Genomic DNA, 21,713 nt, shown 5'->3' with positions numbered 1-21,713 from the left:
CTCAGAACGTCGACAGGCCGGTGAACTCCATCACCCGGTAGCGCCAGTAGCGCAATCGGCTGTCCTCGGCGAACTCGTCATAGGGCAGCGAATGAAGGCGCCCTGCCCGGTTGCTCCAGCGCTGCTCGAACCAGGCCGCGGCCTCGCTCAGGGCCGGATGCCCGGCCGGCCCGGCCAGGCGCGCGTTGGTTTCCAGGTTCAGATCATCGAGATTGCGCCGGGTGAAATTGGCCGAGCCGCCGATCCATTCCGACGAGCCATCGGCCCGGATGACCTGCAGCGACTTGCTGTGACACTGCTCGCCGGAGGTCGCGCACCAGCGCACCGTAACGCCGGCATCGACCAGTTCGCGACCGACCGGCCGATTGGGGATGCCGTCCTTCTCGGCCCCGAAGGCATCGCGGTTGGGATCCATCAGCACGCGCACCGTCGCCCCACGCGCCGCCGCCCGCTTCAGCGCGACGATCACGCCGCGGTGCGACAGGTAGAAGATCGCCAGGTCGACCCGGTCGCCGAGGCCGGCCGCATCGATCGCGTCGATTGCCGCGTCGCGGATCGCCGATTCGGTCAGGACCTGCAGCACAGCACCGTTCACCGGCCGGGCCGGCGGCGGCGCCGGCAGCCCGTCCAGCGGCGCGCCCGAGAAGGCCGCCACGGCCGCCTCGGTGGCCAGCAGGTCCAGCGCCGCCGGCCCGCGGAACTCCAGCGCCACGTTGCCGTGCGCGCTGGAGGCATCGTGTGGATTGGCCGAGGTGACCAGGCCGATCCAGCCCTCGGGCGAATCGACCACCAGCGTCTTGCGGTGGTTGGCCTTGAAATTGACCAGCCGCAGCCAGGTGCGCAGGGTCACCTCGCCCGGACCGACCGGATTGGGCAACCAGCCACCGTCGTCGTCGTTGCCGGCCCACCGGCAGCACAATCGCCACAGGCCCGACCAGGCCGGATTGGAATCGCGCAGGCGCGGCAGCGCGGTGACCACCACGTCGATCCCGGCCGCGCGCAGCCGGTCGAGCCGGTCGGATTCGACACCGCCGTAGAGACCGTTGATCGGATCGGTGATCAGCACGGCGCGCAGGCCCGGCACCGCGCGCTTGCGGGCGACCAGCGCCTGCTCGAGCTGGTCCGACAACGGCCGCATGCCGTCGCCGTCGGCGCTGCCGGCGAAGTCATTGAACAGGAACATGTCCAGCACGACCAGGCGACGTGCCTGCCCGATCCGGGCCAGTGCGCGCTCGAAGATGCGGTGATCGAGCCGGCGCGCCCCACGCTCGTCGATCCAGGTCAGGTCGGCCAGGAAGACCACCGCTTCGGCCGACCGGGCGGGCATCGCGACGCTGATCCCGGGCGGCAGCGGCTTGTAGCGATGCACGGTCGCCGTGCCGATCCAGGCGACCAGCAGCGCAAGCAGGGCCAGGCGAAGCGCCCGGCGCCCGCGTGCACGACGATTCGGATGTGCTGTGGCGATTTCGTTCATCGCCCGAGTGTAGTGCGCGCCGCGGGGCTGGTCATGCGATCGGCGCCGGCGTAGAGTGGTTCACGAACCCTCCGGGAGCCTTGCCGATGACACTCCGTCCTGTCCGTTTCCTGCCGATTTTCCTGCTGGCCGCCGTGCTGACCGGCTGCGCCGACGACGACAGCGGCGACGCGCCGCCCGAGGGCGCCGGGGTACTCGAGCCGCAGCGCCAGGCCATCGAGCGCGCACGCGGGGTCGAGGACGACCTCGCCGAGGCCGTCGAACGCCAGCGCGAGCGGATCGAGGACGACGAGGGCTGAGCCGCCCGCGGGGTCCCGATCGGGGCGCGGCGATCGGATCGCTGTCCAGGTCCAGCGCCGTTTCGCGTATTCTGGTCGGACACGGTAGACCACCGTACTCGCTGCGCCGGGCCGAGTCCGGCGCGACTCGATCGCCCAGGCGACTCGATCGCCCAAGGAGACCTCCAATGATCAAGCACTGCCTGACCGCCCTGGCCATCGCCGGCCTGTCGACCACCGCACTCGCCGACGACCCGAACATCGAGCCGGGGATGTGGGAGACCACCAGCACGGTCACGCTGGATTCGCCCCAGTTCTCGCTGCCGCCGCAGACCCAGTCCAGCTCGGACTGCGTCACGGCCGAAGACGTCGCCCAGGGCGATGCCTTTCTCGATGACAACGAGGAATGCGAAATCACCAACAAGGACATCCGCAACGACGGCATGAACTACTCGATGCGCTGCAGCAACCCGGACGGCAGCACCATGACCATGGACGCCGAAATGTCGTTCGACGGCGAGTCCATGTCGGGCACCGTCGATGGCCAGATGCAATCGGCCATGGGCGAGATGACCATGAAGGTCGAAATCTCCGGCAAGCGCACCGGCGACTGCTGATCCTGCGCCGGGCCACGCGCTGAACGGCGCGGCCCGGAGCACGTTCCCGTCGGAGGATCCGCGGATCGCGCGGTGCCACTCGCGCGCGATGCGGATTCTCCGGCGTTCGTTCCGGCACGCCCTGGCCGTCGTCATCACCCTCGCGTTCGGGTCGCGGGCCCCGAACGCCCGTGGGCCGGCAAGCGGGTGACGATCCGTGCCCGGGCAGGGCCCGGACTCGTCCGACGGCCCCAGCGGCGATCGATCGACAACGCAATCGCCCGGGGTTACCCGGTCGTCCGCCTGCCCCCCTGGACCCGGCCGCTCGCGTCGAGCCGCCGAAGCCGCTCCAGCCATTCACCGTCCTCGCTCGCCGGCCGGATCGGCGGGACCACCAGCGTGCTGTGCTCGCGGTAGGTCGCCCGCGGCAATGCGTCCAGCCGCAAGCGCTCGACCCGAGCGCGCTCGATCGGTAGCTGCGCGGCTTCGTAGAGCACCACCTCGGTGTCGGCCGGATACCAGCGCCGGAGTTTCTCGACCAGCAGCGCCAGCGGCTCGGGCTCGGCATGGAACCGGTCCAGCGCCAGGTCGCCGGTCAGCGCGACCTGCCACAGGATCAGCAGTGCCGTCGGATCGGGGCAGCGACGTTCGATCAGGAACTGGGTCGCTTCCCAGGACTGGACCCCGCTGCGGCCCGGGTCCAGTCCGAGATCGGCATACAGGCAGGCCTCGGCGGAAATGCCCGGTTCCATCCGCGCCGGAAGGCCCAGCGCCCGGACCGCGGCAATCGCGCCGTGCGGCACGTCGGCGAACACGCCGGGGTGACCGTAGAACACCGCGCAGACGGCCTGTCCTGCGCGCACCGCGTCGACCAGCTCGGCCTCCATTGCCCGATAGGTCTCGCGCCGATCCCGCCCTGCGCGGTAATGCCGGGACAGCCGAGTGCTGTCGGGCCGGACCGATTCCACCCAGTCGACGGCGAAGGCATCGGCCAGCACGAAGACGCGATCGGCAGCGCGCAGTTCGGACTCCGCGCGCCGGGTCAGGTCGCGGCCGAGCTGGATGCCGCTGCCGACCACGACCAGCGACCCGCCCGAGGCATTCACTCCGGCGCCTCCCCGAACAGTTCCGAGGCGTCGATCAACTGGTCGCGCCCGGATCGCTTGGCCCGATACAACGCATCGTCGGCACGCAATCGCAAGCGCTCCAGGCGGCCCTCGCGGCGAGCCTCGGCGATGCCGAAACTCAGCGTGATCCGGATACGCTCGGCGCCGACGACGACCGGCTCGAGCCGTCCGCGCAGGGTTTCGACCCGCTGGCGGGCCTGCAGGCGATTCTCGCCGGGCAGGAACACCGCGAACTCCTCGCCGCCGACCCGACCGACGATGCACGGCGGCGAGAACACGTCGGTCAGCAACTCGCCGAGGTAGCGCAGGACCGCGTCGCCGGCCTGGTGGCCGTGTCGGTCGTTGACCTGCTTGAACAAATCGACATCGGCCGCGACCAGGGTGCACGGCCGGCCCGCCCGCCGCGCGTCCTGGAGCGCGAGATCGGCGCGCCGATGGAAGCGACTGTGATTGAGCAGTCCGGTCAGCCCGTCGCGTTCGGAAAGCCGCCGGAAGCGACGACGATCGGCCCGGAAGCGGATCAGCAGGCCGATCAGCAGCAGCGCGATCAGCCCGGCCATGGCCGTGGCCACGGTCCGCGCGAACTGCCGCGACGATTGGGCTTCACGCTCGAGCTCGTAGAGCTGGTTGCGCTGACGCAGCAGCGCCAGTTCCTGCTGCTGGCGCTGATTCTCGAACTCGGCCTGCTGGTAGGCCACCCGCAGGCTGCGCTGGACATCGTTGAAGCGCGCATCGGCGCTGAGCAGCGCGCGCAGCTGGGCCAGCGCACGCTCGTGATCGCCGCGGTCCTCGAAGGCCTCGGCCAGCTCTGCATGGAGGTCGATCAGCGTCTGCCAGCCTTCGCGTTGCTCGAAATGCTCGACCGAGTCGAGCAGCAGTGGAATTCCGCGTTGCGCGTCGCCACCGCGCAGCAGCGCCTGGCCCAGGTAGTAGCGCGATTCGGCCACGCCGATCGCGAAGCCGTTTTCGCCGTGCTGGGCAATTGCCCGTTCCAGCCACCCCGCGGCTTCGGAATAGCGACCGGCGTTGAGCAGCGCCGCGCCCATCGTCATCATCCCGGTCCCGTTCAGCACCGGATCGGCGCGCTGCTGGCAGGTGGTCCACATTGCATCGGCGGTCTGCAGCGCCAGTCCGTCCAGCCCGGCCCGGAACTGCAGGAAGACCAGGTCCTGCTCGGCGTTGCAGCGCGTGCGCACGTCATCGCCATCGCGCGCCGCGTCGAGCGCCTCGGAGATGTATTTCATCGCCAGCGCCTGCTCGCCGGCCATGGCGTGGAACCGCGACGCCAGCACCAGCAGATCGGCACGACGAGCGACGTTGCGCGACTGCGGCAGCAGCTTCAGGCCTTCGTAGAGGTAGCTGAAGGCCGGCGCGTAGTCCTGCTCGATGCCCGACAGGTTGGCCGCCAGCTCCAGCGCACGCAACCGCCGGTCGATCGAGATCGGGCGAGCCAGCACCTGTTCGAGCTGGTCGAGCGCCGCCTCGTGGCGACCGTCGATGATCCGGTTACGCGCCTCGACCAGGTCCAGCCGGCTGCGCTGATCGAGCGTGGCCGCCCGGAATTCAGGTGCCTGTCGCAGGGCCTCCAGAGCGCCCTGCGACACCGGCCACGGCTGCTCGGCGTTCAGTCGTACGATCGCGTCGATGCGATCGTCGAGGGTGGGCTCGGCCGTCTCGTCGGCCATGCCCGCGGCCGGCAGGACCGCGAGGACCAGGCCCAGCCACCCTGCCCGGAGCCGAAGCACGAGGGCGCGGTCCGCCCGGATCAGCGATAGGCCTTGATCGTGCTCTTGGTCAGGTGCAGCTCGTCGAGCCCGCTGAACCGACGCAGGGCATCGAGATCTCCGGCCTTGATCGCCTCGGCGGCCTTTTCGTCGATCGAGTACTTCGCCAGGACCGCATCGGGATCCGTTTCGAAGTTCCTGGCCAGTTCGGCATCGGCGCCCAGGTCGAACAGGAGGTTCTTGAGCTTGCCCATCGATTGACTCCCGGATTGACGGTGAACGTCCGGCGACGCCGGACCCGGTTCGGGTCCGCATCCCTGGCTTCGAACACCCTCGATCTCGATGCATTCAGGACTCCGGACGGATTTGCCCCCCACGGCAGACAGGCGAAGGCATCGACATTTTACGTCAAGCCGCTCGCGCACCGCAGGCGGATCCGTCCGGAGCCCCTGCAGGACCTGCCTCTCGGCCGCCGTCGACGGTGTTGTCGGCGCGTGCTGCAGGCCCGGCTGCACCGGCTTCGCGCCACCCCCTCGCAGGAAGGGTCGAGAGAGCGACCGAGCCGGGGGCGGGCACGACGCACTGCCCTTTCGGGCGCTGTCCGGATCACGGCACGCCGCGCTCAAGCGGCGCCGCGGCGGCGCGCGCGGTGCCAGGCAGCGTGCAGCAGGACATGCGGCACGGTCAGCGCAGCCAGGCCCCAGAACAGAACGCGCACGGCGTCGGCACCGGGCGGCGCGGCGTCGGGCTGCAGCAGCCCGAGCACCCCGGCGCCGAGCACACCGAACAGGATCGCGCCCAGCGTCGCCGGCCACAGCCGACGAGCCCACTGGCCGAGCGTCCAGCGCGTCCAGGGTCCATCGCGTGCGGTGGCCATGTCGAGCAGGTGGCCGACGCTGTGCAGCAGACAGAAGTAGACCGCAAAGGCCACCAGTGGCGGGAGCCGAGTGACCACCAGTGCGATCACCGCCACTGCCAGCGCCAGTCGACGGGCCCGTCGCCGACCGCGCTCCAGCGCCACTCGACCGACGACCATCCCGATGCCGATCAGCCAGAGGCAGACCAACGGCGCCAGCACCGCCTGCAGCCAGGACTCGAGCGAATCGGCCGATGTCCCCGTGAGCCATCCGAACAGCGTCGCCACATCGCCGGAATGCCCGACCGCGGGCCCCAGAACCGGCAGGCTGCCCAGCACCATGACGTCCAACGGCCGCGTCGGCAGGCCGAAGGTGGTGGCGTCCTGGTCGCCGAAATGAACGATCGAGATCAGCAGGAACACCGTCAGTGTGGTCAGCGGAAACCACCACCAGGCCAGCAGCACCGTGGCCATCAGGGCGATGTAGGTCGCGTAGAACGAAGCGCGCGGGCGCGGCACACCCAGTGCCCGGGTCAGCGCCCGCCCGACCCAGGGATCGGCACCGCCGTGCAGAATGCCGAGCAGCGCGATCGGAACCAGCACCAGGTAGAGCTGGTCGACGATCGACGCCGCGGCAAGCGGCTCGGCAAGCGGCAGCATGGCGGCCATCAGGATCAGTGCGATCCGACCGTGCAGCCGTTGCCAGCTGCGCCGACCGGACGACAGCGACGGATCGACGGCGAGCGAAGCGGTCGTGCGACTCATGGTTCCATCGGGCGCTCGACCCGGGCCGGCCCGGGTCGATGGTCGATCGGGGCCGGCCGGATCAGGCCGCCTGCCCGGCCTCGGCGTCCGACTTGCGGACCGCGATCGTGTAGATCAGCAGACCGAACACGGCCTTGGCCACGATGTCGGCGATCGAATAGCCGACCTGCACGGCCGTTTCGGCCCCGGCACCGTCCAGCCCGATCATCGGGAAGATGAACACCACCGGGTAGAACAGCCAGGCGGCGATGGTCAGGTACCGGGCCATGCTGACCAGGCCGCGCGCGCTCTCCGGCTGCCGCGCGATGGCGTCGCCGAGACCGATGAACAGCTGGTACAGGATGATCAGGAACGGGATCATCGACAGGCTCCACCACAGCCAGCGCGTACCGGGGTCGTCGGAGATCTCGCCCGGGTAGCCGAGCAGCACCATCAGCGCCGCGAGGCCGCCGAGCAGCCAGCCCTTGCTGACGGTTTCACCGCGCGACAGGCGCATGACCAGCAGCAGCTCGATCAACAGCAACGGCACGGTAAGCAGCCAGTCGACGTAGCGATAGGCGTCGTTGAACGGGGTGCCCGAGGAGACGTAGGCGCCGTCGACCAGCGTGAATGCAGCTTTCCAGTCGAACAGGATCTGCAGATAGTGGTATGCGGCGATGAAGGTGACCAGCCCTGTGATCGTCAGCGCGGTACGGTACTCGGGCGCAACCCGCCCGCGCTGCATCCAGAAGAAGATCGTTGCGGCCAGGAACGTGGCCAGCGTCAGCGAAAAGACATTGAAGACCAGGCTGTACTGGCCCATGGTGAGCGTTGGCAGATCCATATTCGAACCCTCGTTTCGAGTCAGTGTGGGATTCCGCCGTGAGTCGGTCACGGGGCAGAGACGGCAGGCTACGCTCCCCCAATGAACGGGCTGTTGAACAAGATCAACAGCGTCTTGACCGACGTGAATTCACCCAGGTAGGAACCGCGTGAAGCCATGGCGCACCGGGCGGGCCGGTAGAATCCGGTCATGGCCCGACGCATCATGAACCTGCGCAACGTACCGGCTGACGAGGCCGATGCCGTTCGTGCATTGCTCGCAGAGCTCGACGTTGCCTGGTACGAGACGCCGCCGACCGCGTTCGGCCTCAGCGCCGGCGGGATCTGGATCCGCAACGACGCCGACTACGCACGGGTGCGCGAGGCCTACGATCGGTTCCAGGCCGAGTGGACCGAACGGGCCCGGCGGTCGACCGAACCGCGCCCGCCGCTGGCCACGCTTCAGCTGCTCGGTGCGCTGCTGGCGGCCGGTGCGATCCTGGCCGTGATGGCCTGGCCGATCATCCAGCTGATGCGTTGAGCGCCTGCAGACGCTCGAGGAACTTCTCGCCGTACTTGTCCAGCTTGTGCCGGCCCACGCCGTGCAGGTCGCCGAGCGCGGCCAGCGTCTGCGGCCGGGCTTCGGCCATCGCGGCAAGCGTGGCGTCGTGGAAGACCACGTAGGGCGGCACGCCTTCGGCCCGGGCCAGCTCGAGCCGCAGCGCGCGCAGCTGATCGAACACCGGCGCGTGCTCCGGCGCCACCGGTGCACCGGACCGCGACGAGGTTCGCGCGCGGCCGGTCTTCGGCACTCGCGCCGGCTCGCGCATCTTCCAGCGCAGCTCGCCGCGCAGCAGCGCACGCGCCGATGGGTCGAGCCGGAGTCCGCCGTGACCGTCCGGATCGGTGGCCAGCAGGCCACCGGCCAGCAGCTGGCGCAGCAGCGCCTGCCAATAGCCGCGTGCGTGTTCTTCGCCGATGCCGAAGGTGCTCAGGCGGTCGTGGCCGAGCCGCTCGACCCGCTCGGTGCGCCGTCCGACCAGCACATCGATGACGTGGCCGGCGCCGAAGCGCTGGCCGGTGCGATAGACGCAGGACAGGGCCATCCGGGCCGGTTCGGTCGCATCGCCGAGCTTCGGCGGCGACTGGCAGTTGTCGCAGTGGCCGCAGTCGCCCGGGTGCGCCTCGCCGAAGTAGCCGAGCAGCGGCGGACGCCGACAGCCGACCTGCTCGCAGTAGCCGAGCAGCGCCTCCAGCCGCTGACGCTCGATCCGCTGGCGGTCGTCGGACAGTTCGGACTCGGCCAGCATCTGGCGCAGCCGGTAGACGTCGTCGAGGCCGTAGACCATCCAGGCATTCGACGGCAGGCCATCGCGACCGGCGCGGCCGGTTTCCTGGTAGTAGGCCTCGATCGAGCGCGGCAGGTCGAGGTGAGCGACGAAGCGCACGTCGGGCTTGTCGATGCCCATGCCGAAGGCGATCGTGGCGACCACGATCACGCCCTCCTCGCGAATGAATCGATCCTGTGCGCGCCGGCGGGCCTCCGGTTCGAGCCCGGCATGGTACGGCAGCGCGTCCAGGCCTTCTTCGACCAGCCAGCCGGCCACCTGCTCGCAACGCCTGCGGCTGAGACAGTAGACGATGCCGGCGTCGCCGGCGTGCTCGCGACCGATGAAATCGACCAGCTGGCGGCGGGCGTTGGTCCGGGGCGCGACCTGGTAGTGGATGTTCGGGCGGTCGAAGCTGGCGGTGAAGCGGCGGCAGCCATCGGCGAACAGCGCGCGCTCGATCTCGTCTCGTGTGCGCAGGTCGGCGGTGGCCGTCAGGGCGATGCGGGGCACGCCGGGAAAGCGCTCGGCCAGCGCGCCCAGGGCCAGGTATTCGGGCCGGAAGTCGTGGCCCCACTGCGACACGCAGTGCGCCTCGTCGATCGCCAGCAACGCGATCGGGACGGACGCAAGCCGATCGAGCATGTGTGGCTGCATCAGGCCCTCGGGGGCGACGTAGAGCAGGTCCAGCGCACCGTCGTGCAGATCGCGCAGGACCCGCATGCGCTCGTCCGGCGCCAGGCTGGAGTTCAGCACCTCGGCGCGCACGCCGAGGTTCTTGAGCGCCTCGACCTGGTCGTGCATCAGTGCGATCAGCGGCGAGACGATCAGCGCCGTGCCGTCCCGCACCAGCGCCGGGACCTGGTAGCACAGCGACTTGCCGCCGCCGGTCGGCATCAGCACCAGCGCGTTGCCGCCGTCGATGACGGTATCGATGACCCCGGCCTGTTCGCCACGGAACTGTTCGAAGCCGAAGACCTCGCGCAGGACGCGGCGGGCCGCATCGCTCCGACCGGCAGACCGGATCGGCTCGGACGACATCGTCAGTCCGGCAGGCCGAGTCGGGCCGCCGCGGCGTCGGCGCGCTTGACCCGCTCGGCCAGCTGGGCCTCGTCGGGACCGTCGCCGCCGCCGAACTCCGGCCAGCCCTGGCCGTGGCGCCAGCACAGCTCGGCCAGCACCCGGGCGTGGTCGGGCTCGGCATTCAGGGCCGGGATGTACTCCAGCGTCTCGCCACCGGCTTCCTCGAATTCTTCGCGGTTCTCCAGACCGATCTCGTCGATCGTCTCCAGGCAGTCCACCGCGAAGCCGGGGCAGACCACCTGGACATGCTTGATGCCGTCGCGCGCCAGGCCCTGCAGGGTCTGGTCGGTGTAGGGCTTCAGCCATTCGGCCTTGCCGAGCCGCGACTGGAAGGTCACCAGCCAGTCGTCGGGCTCGAGCTTGAGCCGGGCCGCGATCCGTCGCGCCGAGGACTGGCACTCGCAATAGTACGGATCGCCGTCGAGCAGGTAGGTCTTCGGAATGCCGTGGAACGAGAACACCAGCTTCTCCGGCCGGCCGAAGGCATCCTGGTGGGCGCGGATCCGGTCGGCGACCGCCTCGACCCACGCCTCGTCGTAGTGATAGTGGGTGATCAGGCGCAGCTCGGGGATCCAGCGCACGCGCTCGAGGGCCCTGGCCAGGCCGTCGAACACGCTGGCCGTGGTCGTCGCCGAGTACTGGGGGTACATCGGTAGCACGATCAGCCGCTGGACGTTGTCCTCGCGCATCTTCTCCAGCGCCTCGGCGATCGAGGGCCTGCCGTAGCGCATCGCCGGGTAGACCCTGACCGCGGGATGGTTGCGCTCGAACTCCCGTTCCATCGCCTCGGCCAGGTCGCGGGTGTGATACAGCAGCGGCGAGCCGCGCTCGGTCCAGACCCGGCGATACGCCTCGGCCGATTTCGGCGCCCGGAACGGCACGATGACGAAATTCAGGATCATCCACCAGATCGGCCGCGGCACTTCGACCACGCGCGGGTCCCACAGGAACTCGCGCAGGTAGCGGCGCAACGCCTTGGCGTCGGGCCGATCCGGCGTGCCCAGATTGGCCAGCAGCACGCCGGCCCGCGGCGGCTCGGCGTGTGCGTTGATCTTGCGGACGCGGGCCCGTCCGTCGATGCGATCCCTGGCCATGCTGGGTCTCCGTTGTTTTCTTCGATGCAGGGCCGGAGTGTACCGTCCGCGGCAGGCGCGTCGCGTCGGCAAACAACCCGGATTCCTGTAGGAGTTTGTCCAACATCCACTTTCTGCTATGCTCTTGCCGACCTGTGTTCGCATCTTGAAGAGAGTCCGCCGACGCCATGAACTCCGCATTCCGCAGCGCTGTGCACGGCCTGCTGCTGGCCCTTCTGGCCGGCCACGGCGTGCTGCATGCGGAACCGTTCGCCTGGGGCGTGAATTCGCGCGGCAACCTGCCCGACGACCAGCAGGTCCACGCGCTCTGGCGCATCGACCTGGCCACGGGCGAGTCCGACTACGTGGGCTGGACCTCGTTCCTCGATATGGAAGGCCTCGCGCTGGACGCGGAGGGAACGCTCTACGGCGCCGACGACGAAAGCAAGACGCTGGTCACCGTCAGCACCGAATCCGGGCTGGCGGTGGCGATCGCCAACCAGCGCGCCAACTTCGGTGTGCCGATCGCCGAGGTGCTCGACCTGGGCATGACGTTTACCTGCGACGGTGAATTGCTGGTCAGCTCCGACCAGCGGGAAACCCTGTTCACCGCCGACCCGACCGACGGCATGCTGACCCGGATCGGCGACGAGGGCGGTCTGGGTGCGCCGATCACCGATATCGCGGCCTGGGGCGAGGCCGTCTACGGCATCGGCCAGGGCCTGGACGGCAGCGGCAACAGCGACAGTCCGTTCCTGTACGCGATCGACGCCGAGGCAGGCACCGCCGAGGTGATCGGCCCCCTGGGCAGCGCGGTCGCACCGTACGCCAACGCCGGACTGGCCTTCGACGCCGATGGCGTGCTCTGGGCGCTGACCGACCGGCGCGACAACGGCAGCCCCGACCTGCCGTCGGAAATCCTCCGGATCGACCTCGACACCGGCGCGGCCACCAAGGTTGCCGACGCCGACGTGGTCGGCTTCGAATCGCTGGCCATCGCGCCGCCCGGCGGCTGCGATCGCGGCGCCCCCCCGGCCGTGGTCGTGCCCACCCTCGACCGGACGGGGCTGGGGGTACTGGCCCTGCTGCTGCTGGCGATCGGCTGGACGCTGCTGACGCAGCGGCGGTAGACTAGCGGTCCTTTCCGCCCTGCCCCCGGAGCGAACCGCCCATGGCCAACATCAGCCCCTGGCAGTTGCTGATCATCCTGCTGATCGTCCTGCTGATCTTCGGCACCAAGAAGCTGCGCAACATCGGTGGCGACCTCGGTGGTGCGATGAAGGATTTCCGCAAGGGACTCAGCGACGGCGATGCCGACGGCGAGAGCGACAAGGACACGTCCTCGAAGAAGACCTCCTCCGACGACAGCGATTCCGGCTCGACCCGGCACTGACCGTGGGCGGCGTCGGCTTCACCGAGCTGCTGCTGCTGGCGGTCGTCGCGCTGATCGTGCTCGGGCCGGAGCGGCTGCCGCCCATGGCCCGCACCGCCGGCCGACTGACCCGCCAGGCCCGCCGCGCGTGGCAGAGCCTGCAGTCGGAGCTTCAGTCCGAACTCGACGCCGACCACAACCGCAGGATCATGGAAGCGACGGCCGGCCGCGACGTCGAGCCCGGGCCGGAGGAGACTGGCGCGCGCGAGTCCGACGCGGCCTCCGATCGGTCCGACGCATCGGGCGACTCCGAAACCGCCCCGCCCGGCAAGCAACCCGGCAAGCAACCCGGCTCCGCACCGGCTACGCGATCGGATATGCGATCGGACGAGCTTCCATCAGCGGCCGGATCGGACGATGCCGCGTCCGACGACCCAGTGACCGACCGCGAACGCGGACCGAAACGCGATGACGACGCCGGCTGACGACACCGACCAGGAACTGAGCCTGATCGACCACCTGCTGGAACTGCGCACTCGACTGATTCGCGCGGTGCTGGCGGTCGTGGTCTGCATGCTGGCGCTGGTGCCGTTCGCGCGCACGCTGTACTCGGCGGTCTCCGAGCCGCTGGTCTCGCGCCTGCCGGAAGGCGCCAGCATGATCGCGATCGACGTCGCCTCGCCGGTCTTCGCGCCGTTCAAGCTGGTCATGGTGCTGGCCCTGCTGCTGGCCATGCCCTACATCATCTACCAGCTCTGGGCCTTCGTCGCGCCGGGGCTGTACCAGCACGAAAAGCGCATCGCCCGGCCGCTGCTGTTCGCGGCCACCGCACTGTTCTACATCGGCTGCCTGTTCGCCTATTTCCTGGTCCTGCCGCTGATCTTCGCCTTCATCACCAAGATCGCACCCGAGGGCGTGGCGGTGATGACCGACATCACCCGCTACCTCGACTTCGTCATGGTGCTGTTCCTGGCCTTCGGCTTCGCCTTCGAAGTGCCGGTGGTCACCGTGGTCCTGGTCGCGATCGGCCTGGTGACGCCGGAGCAGCTCGCGAAGGCCCGCGGCTACGTGGTGGTCGGCGTGTTCTTCGTGGCCATGCTGATCACGCCGCCGGACGTGATCTCGCAGACCCTGCTGGCGATCCCGGTCTGGATGCTCTACGAGCTGGGGATCGTGTTCTCGCGGATGGTGGTTCGCGACCGGGACGCTCGCGAAGACGCGGAGGCGTCGGACGACTGAGCCGCAGCGCGGTCGGCGTGGGCTTCGAGGTGGCCCTTGCCCGAGCGTGGTCGTCCGGCCGGCCTTACGGGCGGATTCCGGATCCACATCCGGGATCGAAAGCGTTTCTCCGCTTGCCTCGCGGACTGATGCAGCCGACGGTCTCGAGGATTCGGGTTCAACTTCAAAGGCGTTCCTGATTACGCATGAATCTCGGCCACGGTCGGGTAGCGTCCCGCCATCGGAGCGTCGCGGCAGGCGATACAGGCGAGCCGTTGGATCGTCCGATCGGATTCGAAGGACGGGTTTCCATCCCAAGCGAGATTCCAGCCCGACGCCGGACTGGCAGAAAGACCGCCTGGTGGAGGGCGCTTGCGCGCGAACGACTTCGGAAGCGGCCACCCTTCGCGCGCAAGCGCCCTCCAACAGGCAAAGCCGGGCAAAAAAGCGCTTTCGAAGGGTCCTTGCTTGCTGTTCTCGAGTTTCCTGCACGCCTCCGGAGGGCTGTACTACCGGCTGAGCAACGTGCGTAATCAGGAAGCACGTTTGCCTACTTCTATTTGCGACAAAAGCAGGTCGCATCAGCCTGCGAAGCAGGCGGCGAAACGCCTTTGAAGTCGAATTCGAAGTCGAAGCGGAAACTGCAGCACCAACCGCAACAGAAAACAACACCCCCCGAGGGCCGAACGCTCGACCCCCGGAACGCCGGTACGACCATCACCCCTGCCGAATCGCCATCCGGATCGCATCCACACACACCGCCCCGAGCTTGACCGCCCGCCCGGGCGACCAGCCGAGCTCCGGCAGCGGATGGTTGGCGGCATCCTTGAACGGCATTTCCAGGGTCATCGCCAGGCAGCCGAAGGTCTCGGCGATGTAGTCGGTGCACTTGCGCAGGTCGGCCGAACCCGGTGGGTCGACGGCGTAGCCGAACTCGGTCTGGAAGTCCGGCGTCAGGTCGGCCAGCAGCCGTTTGAAGGCGTCCAGCTCGGCCTGCATCGCGTCGTTCCAGCGCGGCACACCCTCGCCGCCGGCGATGAAGTTGTACGGCAGCCCCTCGTCGCCGTGCACGTCGAGCGCGAAACCGACACCGGTCTCGTGCATCCTTGCGCGGACGTGATACACCTCGGGCGAATCGGTCTCGTCCGGATCGCGCCAGGCCCGGTTCAGGTTCACGCCCCGCGCATTGACCCGCAAATGACCGCGCACGCTGCCGTCCGGGTTCATGTTCGGCACCAGGTAGATCACCGCCCGATCGAGCAACTCGCGCGCCGCGCCGTCCTCGACGTCGAGCAGGCGGTCGAGAAAGCCCTCGACCCACCACTCGGCCATCGTCTCGCCGGGGTGCTGGCGGGCGGTGATCCACACCGGCACCCTGGCCGAACCATCCGCGGCCGGCGACCCGGGATCGCCGATGGTCAGCAGCGTCAGCGCGTGTCCGTCAGGCGTCAGGCACAGCACCTCGTCGGCGACCTGCGGCGACTCTGCGGCGGTGGCGATCAGCCACTGGTGACGCTCGTAGCTGTAGGGCGCGAAATAGGCGAAGAACAGCTGGTTGGATTCCGGGGTGTGTTCGATGACCAGCTGCTCGCCGTCGAAACTCGTCGGCACGCGAAACCAGGTCGTGCCGTCGGAGGAGGCGACCGCCTGGTAGCCCTCGAACCCGTCGGGATAGGACATCTCGCCGGCGTTCTCGATGACCATCCGGCAGGCACGGCCGCGGGCGTTGCCGAGCTGGAAGTAGAACCACTGGGCGTGTCGACCGCCGACATCGCGGCGGATCTTCAGGCGCAGGTCAGCGGGATCGGTGGCATCGACCACCTCGATGTTACCGCCGTCGAAGCGGCTGGAAATCGTGATCATGGTGTCCTCGCGAGGCCTCGTGAATGCGCCTCAGGGTAGCGGATCGGCGCTCGATGCGCGGGGCGAATCACCGCCCGGTGCCGGCGTCGGCCCGGCGGCCGTCGCGGCAGCGCGGAGGTGGCGCAGCACGCTCTTGAGCGCCAGCGGGCGGATCGGCTTGTGCAGCAGCGCGCAACCGGCCGCACGGGCCGCGCCGCGCAGCTCGGCGGCGTGATCGGCGCTGACCAGCACCGCCGGTGCGTGGCAACCGGCCGCGCGCAATGATCGCAGCAGTTCCAGCCCGGTCCGACCGCCGTCGAGATGATAGTCGAGCAGCAGCAGGTCGAAGGAGCCATCGACCTCGAGCGCGGCCAGGGCCGCGGCCTCGTCGGACCGTGCGACCACCGCCAGCCCCCAGTCGCCGAGCAGCGCGGCCAGTGAATCGAGCATGGCCGGTTCGTTATCGACCACCAGGACCCGCGCCGGTTCGTCGTCCGTCGTTGCGGTCCGCGCAACGCCCTGGATGCCGTCGGCCGACCGGCTCGCGTCCACCTCGACCACCGGCAGCTCGACGCCGAACAGCGTTCCATGCCGTTCGCGGGAGTCGAGCAGCAGACGGTGGTCCAGCAGCCGGGCCATCCGCTCGGCGATCGCCAGCCCCAGGCCCAGGCCGGGCGCAGCGTCTTCCGGATCGAGCCGGCGGAACTCCTCGAACACCACCGAGCGAGCGGCGTCCGGGATGCCGGGCCCGGTATCCCAGACGCCGGCCAGCACGCGGTGGCCACGCCGCCGGGCGGCCAGCAGGATGCCGCCCTTCCGGGTATAGCGCACGGCGTTGGACAGGAAGTTCTGCAGGATCCGGCGCAGCAGCTGCGGATCGGTCTCGACCCACGCGCCGCTGCGTCGCCAGCGCAGTTGAAGCCCGCGCGCCTCGGCCAGCATCGCGAACTCGCCGGACAGCTGCTCGAACAACTCGTCGAGCGCGAACCGGGTCACCCGCGGCTCCAGCCCGCCGGCGTCGAGACGCGAGATGTCGAGCAGCGCCTCGAGCAGGTCCTCGGTCGCGCCGAGCGCGCCGCTGATCTGCTTCAGCGAGCGCTGCGCGGCAGGCGTTTCGATCCGCGCGGCCAGCGAGTGGGTCATCAGCTGGGCCGCGTTCAGCGGCTGGACCAGATCGTGGCTGACCGCGGCCAGGAACCGGCTCTTGGCCGCGCTGGCCCGCTCGGCCTCGATCTTGGCCTGCTCGAGCTCGACGGTGCGCGCCGCCACGCGCTGTTCCAGCGTCTCGTTGCTGCGCTTGAGTTCCTGTTCGGCGCGGCGAAACGCGGTGACGTCGCTGAACGTGGCAACGAAACCGCCGCCCGGCATCGGGTTGCCGCGGATCTCGATGATCCGGCCGTCCGGCCAGCTTCGCTCGATGCGATGCGGTGAACCGGCCCGCTTGTGGTCGAGCCGGCGCTGGACGGCGGCCTCGACATCGGCGGCCTCGACCAGCCCCCGGACGGCGTTGTGGCGAAGCAGGTCGGCGACCGGTCGGCCGACCCGGATCAGCGACGGCGGGTAATCGAACAGGTCGAGATAGGGCCGATTCCAGGCCACCAGCCTGAGTTCGGCATCGACCACGCAGACGCCCTGGCTCATGTTCTCCAGCGCGCCGGACAGCACCGCCTGGCTGAACTGCGCCTGCTCGGCCGCCTGGCCGACCAGCTCGGCCACGGTGTCCAGCGGGGCCGGTGCGCGCCGGCGCGCGGCATCGAGCAGCAGCCGCGCCGACGCGGCTCCGACCACGGCGGCCAGCTCGTGCTCCAGGGCACGTTCACGCTCGAGGGCATCGGACGAACCGAGCACCGCCGAGCGACGGTCCGGCGGCAGGAAGCGCTCGGCCAGTCGGTGCAGCACCGCATCGGGCAGCGGACTGCCTTCCGGATCGCCGCTCGGCACGCCGCCACGGCGCGCGCTGCCCAGCGCGGTCAGCACGATCGCCAGGCCGTTGGCCAGCAGGCTGGCGGCCACCGCACGCGGCAGCGCGTCGATGCCGCCGAGGCCGAACAGTCCGTCGGGACTGAGCCAGACCGGCAGCGCGACCCGCCCATCGAACGCGACGACCAGCGGCAGCAGCAGCACGTAGGCCCAGACCGCGACCCCCGCCAGCAGCCCGGCCAGGATCGCGCGCGCCGGAAGGTTCGGCCGGTAGACCGCCAGCACGACTGCCGGGGCCAGCTGGGCCAGTCCCGAGAACGACAGTGCGCCGATGTCGGCCAGCGCCTCGGCGGTGCCGGCCAGGCGGCCGTAGGCATAGGCCAGCAGCAGCACCAGCACGATGCCGACGCGCCGCTGGACCCGCACCGGCACAGCCAGCTCGCGGCCCGGCGACCAGCGACGCTGGAGCAGCAGCGGCGTGATCCAGTGATTGCCGAGCATGATCGACAAGGTCAGGCTGGCCAGGATCACCATGCCGGTCGCCGCGCTCAGGCCGCCGAGGAACGCGAACAGCGCCAGGCCGGACTGCTCGTGGGCCAGCGGCAGCATCAGCACGTAGAGGTCGGGCGCGACCCCGGCCTCGCCGAGCAGCGCCACGCCGGCCCGGGCCAGCGGCAGCACCGGCAGCGCGATCAGCAGCAGGAACAGCGGGAACAGCCAGCGCGCGGTGGCCAGGTGGCGTTCGTCGCGGCACTCGACCACGCCGATGTGGAACTGGTGCGGCAGGGTGAACATGGCCAGCGCGCCGAGCAGCGCCAGGGTGACGAACGAGGCGGGTTCGCGGAACTCCAGCGACGGGGTCCGCGCCTGGAGATCGGCGGGGCCGGCGTAGAGTCCGAACACCACGAAGGCGCCGAGCGCCAGCATCGCGACCAGCTTGAACAGGCTCTCGAAGCCCATCGCCAGCACCAGCCCGCGGTTGTGCTCGGTGGCCGCCGCGCGCCGCGTCCCGAACAGCACCGCGAACAGCGCCATGAAGATCGCCACGTAGAAGGCCAGGTCCTGCCAGGTGGCCGGGCCGTCGGCCCGATCGGGCAGCCCGGCCACCGCGCCGAAGCTCATCGCCACGGCTTTGAGCTGCAGCGCGATGTACGGCACCATCCCGAGCACCGCCACGGCCGTCACCACGGCCGCCAGCGCCGAGGACTTGCCGAACCGGCTGGCGATGAAATCGGCGATGCTGGTGGTGTTGTGCTGCTTGGCCAAGCGGACCAGCCGGACCAGGAACGGCGTGAACAGCACGAACAGCACGATGGTGCCGATGAAGGTCGGCGGCACTGCCCAGCCCGAGCGCACCGCCTGGGTGGTCACGCCGTAGAACGTCCAGGCGGTGCAGTAGACGGCCAGCGACAGCGCATAGACCACCGGCCAGGCGCGTCGCGGACGCGCTTTGGCTTTCTCGCCCCACAGCGCCACGGCGAACAGCAGGCCCAGCCAGGCCAGTCCGGCCAGGACGAGCAGCCCGAGCGACAGGTCCTTGGTCACCGACAGTTCGGTGGGCATCGCAGCGTCATCGCGCCAGTGGCCACTCGTTCAGGAAAGCACTGGAGGAGTGTACTCGGGCGCGACCGAATCGATGCAGGCGCACCCGACGCCGCCCCGGCGAAAAAAGACGGGCCGGCAGAACCGGCCCGGAATCGGGGGTCGTTGGGAGAATCCCGATGAAGCGAACGGCGCGGAGCGCCGGGTCAGAAGTTGACCCGACCGGTCAGCGTGATCGTCCGCGGCGGGCCGTAGAACGCGTTGGCGATACCTTCCAGGCCCAGCGTCGAGGCACTGCCGTCGGGCGTGGCGAACAGGTAGCCCGAGACCTTGTACTCTTCGTCGGCCAGGTTGCGACCGTACAGGCCGATCTCGTATTTCCCGTCCAGTCGCTTCCAGACCAGGCTCAGGTCGTAGAGCGAATAGGCGTCCTGGTCGAGGAACTGCGAAGGCGTCTCGAACTGGTTGGTGTCGCCGCGGTAGGACCAGGCACCGAGCACGGAGAACGAACCCGGCGTGTTGAACCAGTTCACCGGTACGTCGTACTGCAGGCCCAGGTGAGCGGTCCAGTCCGGGGTATTCTGGAACACCCGCTGGTCCGACACGTCCTGCAGCGCCTGGCCGCCGGTGGCCGGGTCGGTGACCAGGGCGATGAACTCCTTGTAGTCGGCATCGATGTAGCCGATCGCGGTGCGCGCGGTGAACGAGTCGCCGGCGGTCATCATGTTGCGGCCCAGCAGCGCCGAGCCCTCGAACTCGATGCCCTTGACCACGGCCTCACCGGCGTTGGTCGTGACCCCGGCGAAGGTATCGGACACGCCGTCGCCATCGGTGTCCACACCGATCGAACCGGGCACCTGGATGTCGGTGTAGTCGCTGTAGAACACCGCCAGGCTGGTCGAGACGCGGCGGTCGAACAGGCTGGACTTGATCCCGGCCTCGTAGGTGTCGACGATCTCGGGATCGAACTTCATGAACTCGAAGACTTCGTCGTCGCTGACCGTGCCGTCACCGTTGAAGTCCGGTGCCGCGGTGGTCAGACCGCGCGGGTCGAAGCCGCCGCCCTTGAAACCCTGGCTGTAGCTGACATAGAGGTTGTGGAACTCGTTCGGCTGCCAGGCCAGGCTGAGCCGCGGCGTGAACTCGGTGAATTCTTCTTCGCCGCGGAAATCGGAGGTCACCGCGAACGGAACCCCCTCACCGCCGAGTCCCGGGGAAATCCCGCCGGCGAAGTTCTGGCGCAGCACGCGCGAGGAGCGTTCGTCGCTGGTGTACCGGCCGCCGATGGACAGTTCGAGGCCCGTGTCGAGGCCGAAGTACTCGTCGAGGTCGAAACTGACGTCGGCGAACAGCGACCACGACGAGGTATCGACATCGCCCACCGTGTTGGCGGCCAGACCGGGGATGCCGATCAGCTCCCCGGTCGTGGCCAGCAGCACGTCGAACTGGTTGAAGGCGTTGGCGTCGAGGTAGTAGAAGCCGGCCACGCCGGCGACGCGCTCGCTGGTGAAGTTCAGCTGGAACTCCTGACTGAACTGCTCGTTTTCGTAGTTGGCCGGCACGTCGACGTCGGCGGCCGGCAGCGCGTCGAAGTCGATCTGGTTCCAGTTCTCGTCCTCGCGGTAGGCGGTGATGCTCTTGAACAGCCAGTTCGGGTTGATGTCGTATTCGACGGTCAGCGCGACCCCCATCTGCTCGGCCTCCTGGCGGCCGATCAGGCCACCGCGCGAATCGTAGACGTCGTCGAGCACCGGCGCCCCGGAAAACAGGCCCGGAATCAGGCGATGTCCGCCGGTCGGGCTGGACTGGTCGTCGGTGTAGTCCGCGGCCAGGCGGACGAAGAGATTGTAGGTCGGCGTCCACTCGGCGCTGGCGCGGAAGGCCAGCAGGTCCTTGTCGTAGTTGTCCTTGCCGGTGGTCAGGTTGTCGCCGAAACCGTCGCGCTCGAACGAGGCGACGCTGGCGCCGACCGCGAAGGTATCGCCGATCGGAAGCTCGCCGGAGGCGATGAAGTCGGTCTGCGAGAAGCTGCCGATCGATCCTTCCAGCGACGCGGTGGCCTCGCGGCCCAGCCGCCTGGTCACGTACTTGATCGCCCCGCCGATGGTGTTGCGTCCGTACAGCGTGCCCTGCGGGCCTCGGAGCACTTCGACCCGCTGGACATCGTAGATGTCGAGCACCACCCCCTGCGGACGGTTCAGGTAGACATCGTCGAGGTAGATGCCGACGCCGTTCTCGAAGCCGGCGACCGGGTCCTGCTGGCCGACGCCGCGGATGAACGTGGTCAGCGTGTTGGTCGTCCCGCGCGAGATCTCGATGGTCGCGTTCGGCACGACCTGGTTCAGGTAGGTGATGTCCTGCGCGCCGCGGTCTTCGAGATCCTCGCCGCTGATCGCGGTCACCGAGATCGGCACGTCGCGCAGCGTTTCGGCCCGTCGCCGGGCGGTGACTTCGACGGCACCGAGATCGGCAGCCTCTTCGGCATTCGCGGTCTCGTCTTCGTTGTCGGTGTCCTGCGCCTGGGCCAGGCCCAAGCCCAGGCTCAGGCCGGTGATCAGCGCCAGCCGGATGGCCCGGTCCAACGCGCGGCGGCGGTACGGCGATTCGGTAACGGAAGGCTTCATGGCGACCTCGGGATCGATGTTCTTGTGGTGGGTGCGCACCGCAAGCGCAGAGGGGTCGCGGTGCGACGGGCTTCATCGCAGTCTACGAAC

At 69.2% G+C, this 21,713-nt stretch carries 18 protein-coding genes; 7 read left to right on the top strand and 11 right to left on the bottom strand.

Annotation, left to right across the window (positions count from 1 at the left end; all coding sequences use genetic code 11):
- Nucleotide 1: 1 nt before the first annotated feature.
- Nucleotides 2-1,474: a phospholipase D-like domain-containing protein gene (locus HFP89_RS07420; RefSeq protein WP_168717007.1), complete on the bottom strand. Its 1,473-nt coding sequence runs from the start codon at nucleotides 1,472-1,474 to the stop codon at nucleotides 2-4.
- Between the two features lie 86 nt (nucleotides 1,475-1,560).
- Here HFP89_RS07420 and HFP89_RS07415 point away from each other — a divergent pair, with 86 nt between their 5' ends.
- Both HFP89_RS07415 and HFP89_RS07410 read left to right on the top strand, forming a co-directional pair.
- Complete coding sequence (locus tag HFP89_RS07415) at nucleotides 1,561-1,773, top strand: hypothetical protein (RefSeq protein ID WP_168717006.1); 213 nt, start codon at nucleotides 1,561-1,563, stop codon at nucleotides 1,771-1,773.
- A gap of 167 nt (nucleotides 1,774-1,940) precedes the next feature.
- Nucleotides 1,941-2,369, top strand: a complete 429-nt coding sequence (locus HFP89_RS07410; RefSeq protein ID WP_168717005.1) for a DUF3617 domain-containing protein — start codon at nucleotides 1,941-1,943, stop codon at nucleotides 2,367-2,369.
- Between the two features lie 266 nt (nucleotides 2,370-2,635).
- On the opposite strand, the gene HFP89_RS07405 is transcribed toward HFP89_RS07410, so the two are convergent.
- The 5 genes from HFP89_RS07405 to HFP89_RS07385 all read right to left on the bottom strand — a co-directional run bounded on the left by HFP89_RS07405 (nucleotide 2,636) and on the right by HFP89_RS07385 (nucleotide 7,643).
- On the bottom strand, nucleotides 2,636-3,454 hold the full coding sequence (locus HFP89_RS07405) for an SAM-dependent methyltransferase (RefSeq protein ID WP_168717004.1): 819 nt from the start codon (nucleotides 3,452-3,454) through the stop codon (nucleotides 2,636-2,638).
- Nucleotides 3,451-5,220, bottom strand: coding sequence for a diguanylate cyclase (locus tag HFP89_RS16305; protein ID WP_168717003.1), 1,770 nt, complete (start codon nucleotides 5,218-5,220; stop codon nucleotides 3,451-3,453). The genes HFP89_RS07405 and HFP89_RS16305 overlap by 4 nt, the downstream gene beginning before the upstream one ends.
- A gap of 20 nt (nucleotides 5,221-5,240) precedes the next feature.
- On the bottom strand, nucleotides 5,241-5,453 hold the full coding sequence (locus HFP89_RS07395; protein ID WP_168717002.1) for a hypothetical protein: 213 nt from the start codon (nucleotides 5,451-5,453) through the stop codon (nucleotides 5,241-5,243).
- 368 nt (nucleotides 5,454-5,821) lie between these two features.
- Nucleotides 5,822-6,820, bottom strand: coding sequence for a Brp/Blh family beta-carotene 15,15'-dioxygenase (locus tag HFP89_RS07390; protein WP_168717001.1), 999 nt, complete (start codon nucleotides 6,818-6,820; stop codon nucleotides 5,822-5,824).
- Nucleotides 6,821-6,881: 61 nt separating this feature from the next.
- Nucleotides 6,882-7,643 carry a bacteriorhodopsin-like gene (locus tag HFP89_RS07385; protein ID WP_168717000.1) on the bottom strand — a complete coding sequence of 254 codons (762 nt, stop codon included), beginning with the start codon at nucleotides 7,641-7,643 and terminating at the stop codon, nucleotides 6,882-6,884.
- Nucleotides 7,644-7,832: 189 nt separating this feature from the next.
- Here HFP89_RS07385 and HFP89_RS07380 point away from each other — a divergent pair, with 189 nt between their 5' ends.
- Nucleotides 7,833-8,162, top strand: coding sequence for a DUF6164 family protein (locus HFP89_RS07380; RefSeq protein WP_168716999.1), 330 nt, complete (start codon nucleotides 7,833-7,835; stop codon nucleotides 8,160-8,162).
- Here HFP89_RS07380 and recQ read toward each other — a convergent pair.
- Together recQ and hemH are read right to left on the bottom strand one after the other, a co-directional pair.
- A complete protein-coding gene (recQ, locus tag HFP89_RS07375; RefSeq protein ID WP_168716998.1) occupies nucleotides 8,143-9,990 on the bottom strand; it encodes a DNA helicase RecQ in 1,848 nt (615 codons plus the stop codon). The genes HFP89_RS07380 and recQ overlap by 20 nt on opposite strands.
- Before the next feature lie 2 nt (nucleotides 9,991-9,992).
- The gene (gene hemH, locus HFP89_RS07370) at nucleotides 9,993-11,126 is read right to left on the bottom strand and encodes a ferrochelatase (RefSeq protein ID WP_168716997.1); all 1,134 of its coding nucleotides are present in this window, start codon (nucleotides 11,124-11,126) and stop codon (nucleotides 9,993-9,995) included.
- Between the two features lie 167 nt (nucleotides 11,127-11,293).
- Between hemH and HFP89_RS07365 the strand changes: the two genes are divergently transcribed.
- From HFP89_RS07365 to tatC, 4 genes are read left to right on the top strand one after another with little or no spacing between them, the layout of a single operon-like run.
- Complete coding sequence (locus tag HFP89_RS07365; RefSeq protein WP_168716996.1) at nucleotides 11,294-12,235, top strand: hypothetical protein; 942 nt, start codon at nucleotides 11,294-11,296, stop codon at nucleotides 12,233-12,235.
- A 41-nt stretch (nucleotides 12,236-12,276) separates the two neighbouring features.
- Entirely contained in the window at nucleotides 12,277-12,498 is a 222-nt protein-coding gene (gene tatA / locus HFP89_RS07360; RefSeq protein ID WP_168716995.1) for a twin-arginine translocase TatA/TatE family subunit, read from the top strand.
- A 2-nt stretch (nucleotides 12,499-12,500) separates the two neighbouring features.
- Nucleotides 12,501-12,962: a Sec-independent protein translocase protein TatB gene (tatB, locus tag HFP89_RS07355; protein WP_168716994.1), complete on the top strand. Its 462-nt coding sequence runs from the start codon at nucleotides 12,501-12,503 to the stop codon at nucleotides 12,960-12,962.
- Nucleotides 12,946-13,716, top strand: a complete 771-nt coding sequence (tatC, locus tag HFP89_RS07350) for a twin-arginine translocase subunit TatC (RefSeq protein WP_168716993.1) — start codon at nucleotides 12,946-12,948, stop codon at nucleotides 13,714-13,716. The genes tatB and tatC overlap by 17 nt, the downstream gene beginning before the upstream one ends.
- A 696-nt stretch (nucleotides 13,717-14,412) precedes the next feature.
- Here tatC and HFP89_RS07345 read toward each other — a convergent pair.
- From HFP89_RS07345 to HFP89_RS07335, 3 genes are all read right to left on the bottom strand, one after another.
- Nucleotides 14,413-15,558, bottom strand: a complete 1,146-nt coding sequence (locus HFP89_RS07345; RefSeq protein WP_206212256.1) for a M14-type cytosolic carboxypeptidase — start codon at nucleotides 15,556-15,558, stop codon at nucleotides 14,413-14,415.
- Nucleotides 15,559-15,588: 30 nt separating this feature from the next.
- Nucleotides 15,589-19,020 (bottom strand): PAS-domain containing protein, encoded by a 3,432-nt coding sequence (locus HFP89_RS07340; protein ID WP_168716992.1) that lies wholly within the window; start codon nucleotides 19,018-19,020, stop codon nucleotides 15,589-15,591.
- 185 nt (nucleotides 19,021-19,205) lie between these two features.
- Complete coding sequence (locus HFP89_RS07335; protein WP_168716991.1) at nucleotides 19,206-21,623, bottom strand: TonB-dependent receptor; 2,418 nt, start codon at nucleotides 21,621-21,623, stop codon at nucleotides 19,206-19,208.
- Nucleotides 21,624-21,713: the final 90 nt, after the last annotated feature.

Origin of the sequence: Wenzhouxiangella sp. XN79A, assembly GCF_012272825.1 — a bacterium.
GTDB lineage: Bacteria > Pseudomonadota > Gammaproteobacteria > Xanthomonadales > Wenzhouxiangellaceae.
This window is presented reverse-complemented; position numbering and strand designations above follow the sequence as displayed.